Origin of the sequence: Microvirga zambiensis WSM3693, assembly GCF_016735695.1 — a bacterium.
Lineage (GTDB): Bacteria > Pseudomonadota > Alphaproteobacteria > Rhizobiales > Beijerinckiaceae > Microvirga > Microvirga zambiensis.
Genome location: NZ_JAERQD010000052.1, coordinates 31,922 through 41,442 on the forward strand (window position 1 = coordinate 31,922; position 9,521 = coordinate 41,442).

Below are 9,521 nucleotides of genomic sequence, written 5' to 3' on the forward strand. Positions count from 1 at the left end.
ACACGAGAGGGCCCGCCCGCCTCGTGTCGCCAAGAGTTTCGACCGCAACCGGATTGGCACTGCCATGAACGTCGAGGCGTCCCCGATGCGATTTGCCGAGAAGGTCGCCACCGTCACGCCGGCGGCACCCGCCCGGCGCGTGCGCAGTCTCTCGGACCGGACGATCGCTTGGCTCTTCATCGCGCCGACGATCGTCCTGCTTCTGGCCATCAACGTCTTCCCGTTGATCTGGACGGTCCGCCTCTCATTCACGAACTACCGCGCCAACCGGATGAACGTGCCGCTGCGCGATGTCGGGCTGCAGCATTACAACGACATTCTGACGAGCCCGGATGTGTGGGCGGCCATGCAGGTCACCGCACGGTTCGTAATCGCCACGATCCTGATTCAGACAGTACTCGGCTTCGCCCTTGCCTGGCTCGTCGACAAGAAGTTCCGCGGCCACGGGCTATGGACGACGGTCATCCTCCTGCCAATGATGCTTTCGCCGGCGGTTGTCGGGAATTTCTGGACCTTCCTGTATCAGCCGCAGATCGGCCTGTTCAATTACGTCGTGTCGTTCTTCACCGGCATCCCGCCCTCCTCATTCCAGATGCTGGGCGACCTGACGCTTTCGCCGTGGGCCATCGTGCTCGTCGACACCTGGATGTGGACGCCGTACGTGATGCTCATCTGCCTCGCGGGGCTGCGCTCCATCCCAGATTATATCTATGAGGCCGCCGAGGTCGACCGAGCGTCGAAATGGCGCCAGTTCTGGACGATCACGTTGCCGATGGCGGCGCCCTTCATCATGCTGGCGGTGCTGTTTCGCGCCATCGAGAACTTCAAGATGTTCGACATGGTCAACCTTCTCACCGGCGGCGGGCCGGGCTCGACGACGGAGGTCGCCTCGATTACGCTGAAGCGCGAGGCGTTTGAGAAATGGCGCACCGGCTACTCCTCCGCCTTCGCGATCATTCTGTTCGTCACGGTCTTCGGCCTTGCCAACATCTACGTGAAAGCGCTCAACCGGTTGAAGCAGAGATGAGCGACAACGTCACAGCCCATTCAGTCGTCGAGCCGTCGTCGCTGACGAAGCGCATCGCGGGCATCCTGGTCGTCCTGTACGCGATCATCACCATGGTGCCGCTCGGCTGGATCGTGCTGACGGGCTTCAAGTCGCCCCCGGACTCGATTTCGTACCCGCCGAAGATCGTGTTCGATCCCACCCTCGAGGGCTATTGCAATCTCTTCACCACCCGCTCGCGCCAGACCGCCGAGTATCTGGCAAGCCTCCCGCCGCCGTCGGGGACATGCGAGTCGATCGCGCGCGCCCGGAATTTGGTGGTGGTGTCCGAATCAAAGTTCGTCCCGCGCTTCTGGAACTCCGTCGTCATTGCCTTCGGGTCGACCGCCCTCGCAGTGTTCCTCGGCACCCTCTCGGCCTACGGGTTCTCGCGCTTCCGGGTGCCGCTCAAGGACGACCTGCTGTTCTTCATCCTCTCGACCCGTATGATGCCGCCGATCGCGGTCGCGATCCCGATCTATCTCATGTACCGGGAACTCGGCCTGCAGGATACGAAGCTCGGCATGATCCTGCTCTATACGGCTGTCAATGTATCGTTGGCCGTCTGGCTGCTTAAAGGCTTCATCGACGAGATCCCGCGCGAGTACGAGGAGGCCGCGATGATCGACGGCTACTCGCGTCTGCAGGCCTTCCGCAAGGTGGTCCTGCCGCAGGCTGTGACCGGGATTGCCGCGACCGCGATCTTTTGCCTGATCTTCGCGTGGAACGAGTATGCGTTCGCGGTGCTGCTCACCTCGGGCGAGGCGCAGACCGCGCCGCCCTTCATCCCGATCATCATCGGCGAAGGCGGGCAGGACTGGCCAGCGGTGGCGGCCGGAACCACGCTCTTTCTCGTGCCGATCGTGATCTTCACCGTGCTGCTCCGCAAGCATCTCCTGCGTGGCATCACCTTCGGAGCGGTGCGCAAATGATGCGGGAACCCGCCAGGACCTCGCGGCGCAAGCGCCTCTCCCCGCGCGGCATCGCCGAGGCTGCCGCGACCGTCGTCATCGCACTCGGGGTCGTCATGCTGATGCAGCCCCTCTCGCTCACTCTATACGGCTGGTCCTTCCCAACGACGCTCGTCGGCACGGTGATGTTTCTCATCGGTTCGAAGCTTCCGGAGTAAGGTGATGGCCACGATCGACGTCCGGGACCTCAACAAGACCTTCGGCGAGTTCATCGCGGTTCGAGACTCTTCGTTCACTGTGGATGATGGTCAATTCGTCTGCCTTCTCGGGCCGTCAGGTTGCGGCAAGACGACGACCCTGCGGATGATCGCTGGACTCGAACTCCCGACTTCGGGCTCGATCAACCTTGCCGGTGAGGATGTGACGTACAAACGAGCCTCGGAGCGCGACATCGCCTTCGTATTCCAGCTCTTCGCGCTCTATCCGCACATGAACGTGCGCCGGAACATCGAGTATCCCTTGCGCAACATCGGAATGCCGAAGGCCGACATCGCCAAGCGGGTCGCCGAAGCGGCCCGGATCCTGCGCATCGGCCACCTGCTGGATCGCTCCGTATCCGGCCTTTCCTCGGGCGACCGCCAGCGGGTGGCGCTCGGCCGCGCGATTGTGCGAGAGCCCGCGGCGTTCATGATGGACGAGCCGCTCGGCGCGCTCGACGCGGAGTTCCGGCATCTCATGTGCGGCGAGCTTCGCACACTCCATGACCGGCTCAAGGCGACGACGGTCTATGTCACCCACGACCAGCTCGAGGCCATGTCGATGGCGGATCGCATCGTGGTGATGAACCAGGGTGTGATCGAGCAGTTCGGATCACCGCAGGAGATCTATGACCGGCCGGCGACGCTGTTCGTCGCTGGCTTCATCGGCTCTCCGCCGATGAACTTCATCAACTTCGTGGGAGCGCTGGCCCGCGGCCAACGGGAGATCCGCGTCGGCGACCGCAGCCAGCCGGTGCCGAAACTTCTGGAAGACCGGGCCGACGGCGAGCATGTCCTCGGCGTCCGGCCGGAGCATGTCCGCATCTCGGACGAAGGATGGCTGCGCGGTGAGGTCTACGGGTCGGAATATCTCGGCACGACGCAGATCGTGACCATCCGGACGGCCCGCGGACGGATCCGCGCCAGGTTGCCCGCGGACTCGGTCGTGCCGCGGGGCCGGCAGGTCGGCCTCACGCTGAAGCCCGACAAGCTCTCGATCTTCGACGGGGCCACGGGCCGGGCGATCCGCACGGCCCTGCACGAGGGAGGGCTGCTTCATGGCTAGCGTCGAATTCGTCCGGATCTCGAAGCGCTTCAAGGACGTGGAGGCCGTCGCCGACCTGTCGCTCACCATTGCGGACGGAGAGTTCGTCGTCCTCCTCGGTCCGACCGGCGCCGGCAAAACGACAACCCTGCGCCTCGCTGCCGGCCTTGAACGGGCCGATGTCGGATCGATCCGGATTGGCGGAGTGGATCGAACGAGCGCCGATCCGGCGCTGCGTGATGTCGCCTTCGTGTTCCAGCAATACTCGCTCTATCCGCACCTGTCCGTTTACGACAATCTCGCTTTCCCGCTGCGCTCGCCCTTATGTCGCATGGCTGAGGATGCGATCCGGGCGCGCGTGACGGAGATCGCCCGCCTTCTGCATATCGATGACAAACTGCAGAGCCCGGCGACACGTCTCTCGGGTGGCCAGATGCAGCGCGTCGCCATCGGTCGCGCGCTCGTGCGCCGGCCATCGGCCTACCTCATGGACGAGCCTCTCTCATCCCTTGACGCGAAGCTCCGGGCCGATCTGCGCCTCGAACTCGTCCGGATCCAGCAGGAGCTGGGCGCGACGATCCTCTATGTCACTCACGATCAGATCGAGGCCATGACCATGGCCGACCGCATCGGCGTGATGGAGGCGGGACGGCTCGTCCAGGTCGGGACGCCCCGCGACATCTACGAGAACCCGTCGACGATCCATGTGGCGACACGGCTCGGTCATCCGGTCGTGAACCTCATCCCGCGCGGTCTCATTCCGGACCTGCCCGCGCCGCCTCGAGCTGTGCTGATCGGCGCGCGGACCGAGCATCTGCGCCTCAGCAAGGCGGGCGGGTCCGCGCAGGCATCAAACCTTGTCGGCTCGCTGTCGTGGATCGAGCATCTGGGCGACCAGAACCATCTGCACCTGAAGGTCGGGGACATGGAGCTCGTGACCCTCGCCGACCCGGAGAGCGGGCTGAGCGTCGGGGACCGCGTCTCCGTGGCACTCGCACGCCCTCTGTTCTTCGATGATGCTGGCCAGCGAATCACGGTATGAGGCACACCATGGAACCCGCCTTGCACACGAGCGAACGAGCCGAGTCCGACCTCACCCTTCGGATCGTCCGCGCAGCCGCTGAGGCGGTGATCGGGCATACTGACGAATTGACCGCCCTCGACCAGGCGATCGGCGACGGCGATCACGGGATCAACATGAAGCGCGGCCTTGAGGCTGTGCTAGCCGATCTCCCGCAACTGCGAGGCAAGCCTCTCGGCGAGATGCTGAAGGCTATCGGCATGAAACTGGTCATGAAGGTCGGCGGGGCCTCTGGCCCGCTCTACGGCACGCTGGCGCTCGAACTCGGGAAGCACATGCCTGCGTCTCCCTCGCGCGGCGACTTGGCGGCAGCGTTCGCTGCCGCCATTGAGGCCGTCAAGGCGCGAGGCAAGTCCGATCTGGCCCAGAAGACCATGCTTGACGTTCTCGCGCCCGTTCAGGCGAAGCTCGCCGAGGGCGCGGACCTGTGCGCCATCAAAGCCGAGGCGCTGCGCGCCGCCGAAGCGACAAGGCCGATACAGGCGCTCCGCGGCCGCGCCTCGTTCCTCGGCGAGCGCTCGATCGGCCATGTGGATCCGGGCGCGCGTTCGGCGGCTCTCTTCGTCGCGGCGATCTGCGACACGCTGGAGGGGTGAGGCATGGCGAATGTGGGCATCGTGATCGTCTCCCATTCGCCGAAGGTGGCGGAGGGCGCGTCCGAGATGGTCCGCCAGATGGTGGGCGATACCGTTCCGGTCGCCCATACGGGCGGCAATCTCGATGGAGGCCTGGGCACCTCGGTCGAGGGGATTATGGCTGCAATCGAACGCGCCTGGTCGCCGGCGGGCGTCGCCATTCTGGTTGATCTTGGTGGCGCCGAGACGAACAGCGAAATGGCGGTCGAGATGCTGCCGGAGAATCGGCGCGGCAAAGTTGTGGTCTGCAACGCGCCCATCGTGGAAGGGGCTGTGATCGCCGCCGCGGAATCGTCGGGAGGCTCATCTCTCGAGACCGTCAAGCGCACCGCCGAGGAGTTGAGCCCGTGAGGGTCGGAGTGACGAGATGAACAGGGCCTCGGCCAATATGATGCTCACGAACGCTGTCGGGCTCCATGCGCGCCCATCGGTGAAGCTCACCCAGGTCGCCAAGAGCTTCCGGGCGAATGTCGAGCTCGCGCTCGCTCCGGATGGTCCGTGGTCCGATGCGAAGAGCCCTGTTCAGGTGATGCGGGTCAAGGCCGGGAAGGGCTCGGTCGTCCATGTACGCGCCGAGGGCGAGGATGCGCAGGCCGCGGTCGCGGCCGTCGTCAATCTCGTCGAGCGCAAGTTCGACGAGGAGTGACGACCATGCCTGCCACCCGCCTCGTCGGTCGCCCCGCCGCGCCGGGACTGGCGCGCGGGCCAGTCGCGCTCCTTGATCGGGCCGGCGGCGAACCTCGGGTCACCGGCGACCCGGCATTCGAGGCCGGTGCCTTGCGCACGGCGATCCGGACCGCGATCGAGGCGCTGAACCTTCTCGCCGCAGAGGCCGGCGACGCGGGCGCCGAGATCCTGGGTTTCCAGATCGCCATGCTGGAGGATGACGCTCTCTCGGCCGATGCCTTCGCGGAGATTGCGGCCGGCATCCCGGCGGATCACGCCTGGCGCAGCGCCCTCGACCGAGAGATCGCGGGCTACGCGGCCGCCGACGACGAGTATTTCCGCGCCCGGGCGACCGATCTCGAGGATATGCGGGATCGGGTCCTTGACGCGCTGACGGGGGCTGGTGCCTGCACGATCCCGCCCGGGTCCGTTGTCTTCGCCGACAACGTAACGCCCTCCCGCTTCCTCGCCACCGACTGGACTGGAGGCGCCATCGTCCTCGCCGGCGGGAGTCCGATGAGCCATGTGGCCACCCTGGCGCGAGGGCGCGGCGTGCCGATGGTGGTCGGCGTGAGGATCTCCGCCGATACGCTCGGATCAACCCCATCCGAGGCGATCGTGGACGGCGCGACGGGGCTTGTTTTGGTTGGCCCCGATGCGGCAGACCTAGACGCGTTCCGATCGCTTGAGATGGCGACGGCCGACACCGTGGCCCGTCATGCTGTGTACCGTCTGAAGCCCGCCGTGACTGCAGACGGCACGCCGATCGCCGTACAGGTCAATATCGCCGATCTGGCGGAACTCGACGCGCTTGACCTCGCATCCTGCGACGGCATCGGGCTGGTGCGGACGGAACTCCTGTTCGGCGGCCGCGGGCTGCCCGACGAGGAAAGTCAGGTCGCAATCTACCGGCGCATCGCCGAATGGGCGTCCGGCAAGCCCGTCATCATCCGCACACTGGACGCGGGCGGCGACAAGCCGATCCCGGGTCTGACCGAGAACGGCGAAACGAACCCGTTCCTCGGCCTTCGCGGCGTTCGCCTCACTCTCAAACACCGGGATCTGTTCAGAACACAACTTCGAGCGCTCGCCCGCGCGGCCGCCTATGGAGGCATCGAGATCATGGTACCGATGGTGACAGTCAGGGAGGAACTGTCCGCGTCCCGCGCGCTTCTCGACGAGGCGGTGGCCTCGTTGTCTGCAGAAGGCCTGCCCCATCGACGGCCGCCGCTCGGCATGATGGTTGAGGTGCCCGCGGCCGCCATCGCGATTGATCTCTTCGACGCCGATTTCTTTTCCATCGGCTCGAACGATCTGACCCAATATGTCACGGCTGCGAGCCGCGACCTCGCCTCAGTTGTGTCCCTCGCCGATCCCGCCCATCCGGCGGTGCTGCGCCTCATTGAAGAGGTCGCCGCTCACGGGGCGAGGAGCGGCCGCAAGGTGTCCCTCTGCGGGGATGCCGGGGCCGATCCCCGCATGCTGCCGCTGTTCCTGCGGTGCGGGCTGCGTACCGTCTCCGTCGCGCCGACCCTCTTGGCGACGACGAAGGCCGCGATCGCTGCCATCGACCTCCGGGAAGGCGAGCGATGACGTCTCGCTCGGCCGACAAGGCGACGAAGACCGATGCAGTCGGCGTCTACAAGCAAATTCTGGCGGACCTGCTCGATCGCCGACCGTCCGGGACGCGGCAACGCCTTGCCATCGCGCTCAATAAGAACCGCAGCTTCGTCTCGCAAATCACGAACCCGGTCTATCCGGTGCCGGTGCCGGTGCAGCACCTCTCGGTTATCTTCGAGGTCTGCCACTTCTCGCCCGCGGAGCGGCAGGCCTTCCTGGACGCCTATCACGCCGCCCATCCGCGCCGCCTGGTGACGGTCGGGCACGGGCCGGCCACCCGGCGTATCGCTATCGATGTTCCGGACCTCGGCAATGCGAAACGCAATCGCGCCCTCGAAGACCTGATGGAAGAGATGGCCCGGCGCATCGCCCACATCATTCACACCTCAGAGCGGAGGGAGTCATGAAGAAGTTCGTCAACGATGTCCATACGGTCCTGTCCGAAAGCCTCGATGGGTTCGCTGCCGCTCATGCGGACATCGTTGTCCTCGGGCCTGAGCGGAAGTTCGTCAGGCGCCGCTCCCTCACGCCCGGCAAGGTTGCGCTGATCTCGGGCGGCGGGTCGGGCCACGAACCGCTTCATTCTGGCTTCGTCGGACTTGGTATGCTCGACGCGGCGTGCCCCGGCCAGGTATTCACCTCGCCGACGCCGGACCAGATGCTGGAAGCCGCCGAGGCTGTCGACGCCGGCGCTGGATGCCTCTTCATCGTCAAAAACTACGAAGGCGACGTGATGAACTTCGAGATGGCCGTCGAGATGGCGGGCCGCGAGGTTCTGACCGTCGTCACAGATGATGACGTCGCGGTCGAGAACTCCCTCTACACGACTGGCCGGCGCGGCGTCGCCGGCACCCTCGTCGTCGAGAAAATGATCGGCGCAGCCGCCGAGTCGAAGGCAGGTCTCGCGGAGCTCCAGAATCTTGGACAGCAGGTCAATAGCCAAACCCGCTCGATGGGCGTTGCACTGACATCCTGCACTGTACCGGCGGCCGGAAAGCCGACTTTCGAGATTTCAGACGACGAGATGGAATTTGGCGTCGGGATCCACGGTGAGCCGGGTCGGCGCCGTATTCGCCTCGAAAAGGCGGATCAGATCGCTGAGGACTTGATGGCGCCGATCCTGGCGGATCTTACGATCAGACCGGGCACCCCGATCCTCCTCTTCGTGAACGGCTTCGGCGGCACGCCCGCGATGGAGCTTTACCTGATGTTCAACAGCGCGAAGCGCCTCCTCGACGACGCCGGCGCAATCCTCGCTCGCTCGCTCGTCGGCCCCTATGTGACCTCGCTCGACATGGCCGGTTGTTCCCTCACCGTGACAGTGCTGGATGATACATTGATTCGGCTTTGGGATCAGCCAGTGCACACGGCCGCGCTGCGATGGGGCGCGTGACCACGCCGCATCGGTGCCGAGTGCATCGTCTGGACTTGCTTCGGATTAGATACTGCTGGAGAGTGGGTTGGAGCGGTTGAGGCGGGGTCAGCGTTCAGGCTGTGGGGGGCTTGTGTCCAGACCTGGAGAGTTCCATGTCGCTCTGCCCGACTTTGAGGGCGCCCGCACGATTGGCCCAGCAATGATCTGCACCGGCAAATTGAGATCCATGACCATCCGCCACACGGTACTGTCATATCTGGACGCTCCCTGCCGGCAAGGGCTTTGTTGAACGTGGGTGCAAGTGGTCGCGGCAGTCATATCTACGGCCTGTGAGTGCGGCTCGTGTGGCCGCGGGCCCTGATGTAAGTCCGCAGATCAGCTCCCTTACAACTTGGCGAGCTCGAAGCTCTGACAGGAGCCCGGGTTTGCCTGATCCCGGCGGACGCTCCCTCTCCTTGTGGCCCTCTTCATGACGACCACCCTTTGGCACTTTGATGCCGGTGAGCAGGGAGCGTCCACTCCATCAAGTTGATTCCGAATGACAAAGCTGACGCTGGCAAGGCCGTCAGGTCAACCCAAAAGGGTCGCTCCTGTCGCATCGCGCCACGTGGCGAAGGCGCAATCGCGGGCAATGCGGTACTCACTGGCGGAAAGGCAGTGTCGGCGGAGTCGGAAATGATTGTGGATCGCGGTGTGGGTGGAGAGGAACTATTGCACATGCCCGGCTGACGTGAACCGCCTCATTTGATGCTCACACCATCGGGTCGGTTGACGTGACACCTCGGATGTGGGTCGTGGCCTTGGCGCCGCTGGCTTTCATCTTCTTCTTCTCGTTCCGGATGGACCGGATGTCGGCGGCTGCGGCCCGCGGCACCTTCTTCGCCTT

The 9,521-nt window shown here is 65.0% G+C and carries 11 protein-coding genes and 1 pseudogene; all 12 read left to right on the top strand.

All coding sequences use genetic code 11. The annotated features are described in order from the left end of the window. Positions 1-64 precede the first annotated feature (64 nt). Positions 65-1,027, top strand: coding sequence for a carbohydrate ABC transporter permease (locus JKL46_RS27005; protein WP_201839017.1), 963 nt, complete (start codon positions 65-67; stop codon positions 1,025-1,027). After that, positions 1,024-1,977 (top strand): carbohydrate ABC transporter permease, encoded by a 954-nt coding sequence (locus JKL46_RS27010; protein ID WP_201839019.1) that lies wholly within the window; start codon positions 1,024-1,026, stop codon positions 1,975-1,977. The genes JKL46_RS27005 and JKL46_RS27010 overlap by 4 nt, the downstream gene beginning before the upstream one ends. Continuing rightward, positions 1,974-2,174 (top strand): hypothetical protein, encoded by a 201-nt coding sequence (locus tag JKL46_RS27015; RefSeq protein WP_201839036.1) that lies wholly within the window; start codon positions 1,974-1,976, stop codon positions 2,172-2,174. Before JKL46_RS27010 ends, JKL46_RS27015 begins: the two co-directional genes overlap by 4 nt. Before the next feature lie 4 nt (positions 2,175-2,178). Beyond that, positions 2,179-3,279 carry an ABC transporter ATP-binding protein gene (locus JKL46_RS27020; protein ID WP_201839020.1) on the top strand — a complete coding sequence of 367 codons (1,101 nt, stop codon included), beginning with the start codon at positions 2,179-2,181 and terminating at the stop codon, positions 3,277-3,279. Further along, positions 3,272-4,300 (top strand): ABC transporter ATP-binding protein, encoded by a 1,029-nt coding sequence (locus JKL46_RS27025; RefSeq protein WP_201839022.1) that lies wholly within the window; start codon positions 3,272-3,274, stop codon positions 4,298-4,300. The genes JKL46_RS27020 and JKL46_RS27025 overlap by 8 nt, the downstream gene beginning before the upstream one ends. An 8-nt stretch (positions 4,301-4,308) precedes the next feature. Beyond that, positions 4,309-4,935, top strand: coding sequence for a dihydroxyacetone kinase subunit DhaL (dhaL, locus tag JKL46_RS27030; RefSeq protein WP_201839024.1), 627 nt, complete (start codon positions 4,309-4,311; stop codon positions 4,933-4,935). A 3-nt stretch (positions 4,936-4,938) separates the two neighbouring features. Beyond that, a complete protein-coding gene (gene dhaM / locus JKL46_RS27035; protein ID WP_201839026.1) occupies positions 4,939-5,325 on the top strand; it encodes a dihydroxyacetone kinase phosphoryl donor subunit DhaM in 387 nt (128 codons plus the stop codon). A 16-nt stretch (positions 5,326-5,341) separates the two neighbouring features. Then, on the top strand, positions 5,342-5,620 hold the full coding sequence (locus JKL46_RS27040) for an HPr family phosphocarrier protein (protein ID WP_201839028.1): 279 nt from the start codon (positions 5,342-5,344) through the stop codon (positions 5,618-5,620). A 5-nt stretch (positions 5,621-5,625) separates the two neighbouring features. Continuing rightward, the gene (ptsP, locus tag JKL46_RS27045; protein WP_201839030.1) at positions 5,626-7,233 is read left to right on the top strand and encodes a phosphoenolpyruvate--protein phosphotransferase; all 1,608 of its coding nucleotides are present in this window, start codon (positions 5,626-5,628) and stop codon (positions 7,231-7,233) included. Further along, positions 7,230-7,667 carry a hypothetical protein gene (locus JKL46_RS27050; RefSeq protein ID WP_201839032.1) on the top strand — a complete coding sequence of 146 codons (438 nt, stop codon included), beginning with the start codon at positions 7,230-7,232 and terminating at the stop codon, positions 7,665-7,667. The genes ptsP and JKL46_RS27050 overlap by 4 nt, the downstream gene beginning before the upstream one ends. Then, a complete protein-coding gene (gene dhaK, locus JKL46_RS27055) occupies positions 7,664-8,653 on the top strand; it encodes a dihydroxyacetone kinase subunit DhaK (RefSeq protein WP_201839033.1) in 990 nt (329 codons plus the stop codon). The genes JKL46_RS27050 and dhaK overlap by 4 nt, the downstream gene beginning before the upstream one ends. 758 nt (positions 8,654-9,411) lie before the next feature. Then, a pseudogene (locus JKL46_RS35805) lies at positions 9,412-9,521 on the top strand (BAX inhibitor (BI)-1/YccA family protein); the annotation flags it as partial.

Excerpts from the sequence above, each read along its gene's own strand:
- JKL46_RS27040 (WP_201839028.1), top strand. The coding sequence starts at position 5,342 with ATGAACAGGGCCTCGGCCAATATGATGCTCACGAACGCTGTCGGGCTC.
- JKL46_RS27010 (WP_201839019.1), top strand. The coding sequence starts at position 1,024 with ATGAGCGACAACGTCACAGCCCATTCAGTCGTCGAGCCGTCGTCGCTG.
- dhaL (WP_201839024.1), top strand. The coding sequence starts at position 4,309 with ATGGAACCCGCCTTGCACACGAGCGAACGAGCCGAGTCCGACCTCACC.
- JKL46_RS27005 (WP_201839017.1), top strand. The coding sequence starts at position 65 with ATGAACGTCGAGGCGTCCCCGATGCGATTTGCCGAGAAGGTCGCCACC.
- JKL46_RS27025 (WP_201839022.1), top strand. The coding sequence starts at position 3,272 with ATGGCTAGCGTCGAATTCGTCCGGATCTCGAAGCGCTTCAAGGACGTG.
- dhaM (WP_201839026.1), top strand. The coding sequence starts at position 4,939 with ATGGCGAATGTGGGCATCGTGATCGTCTCCCATTCGCCGAAGGTGGCG.
- JKL46_RS27050 (WP_201839032.1), top strand. The coding sequence starts at position 7,230 with ATGACGTCTCGCTCGGCCGACAAGGCGACGAAGACCGATGCAGTCGGC.
- JKL46_RS27015 (WP_201839036.1), top strand. The coding sequence starts at position 1,974 with ATGATGCGGGAACCCGCCAGGACCTCGCGGCGCAAGCGCCTCTCCCCG.
- dhaK (WP_201839033.1), top strand. The coding sequence starts at position 7,664 with ATGAAGAAGTTCGTCAACGATGTCCATACGGTCCTGTCCGAAAGCCTC.
- ptsP (WP_201839030.1), top strand. The coding sequence starts at position 5,626 with ATGCCTGCCACCCGCCTCGTCGGTCGCCCCGCCGCGCCGGGACTGGCG.
- JKL46_RS27020 (WP_201839020.1), top strand. The coding sequence starts at position 2,179 with ATGGCCACGATCGACGTCCGGGACCTCAACAAGACCTTCGGCGAGTTC.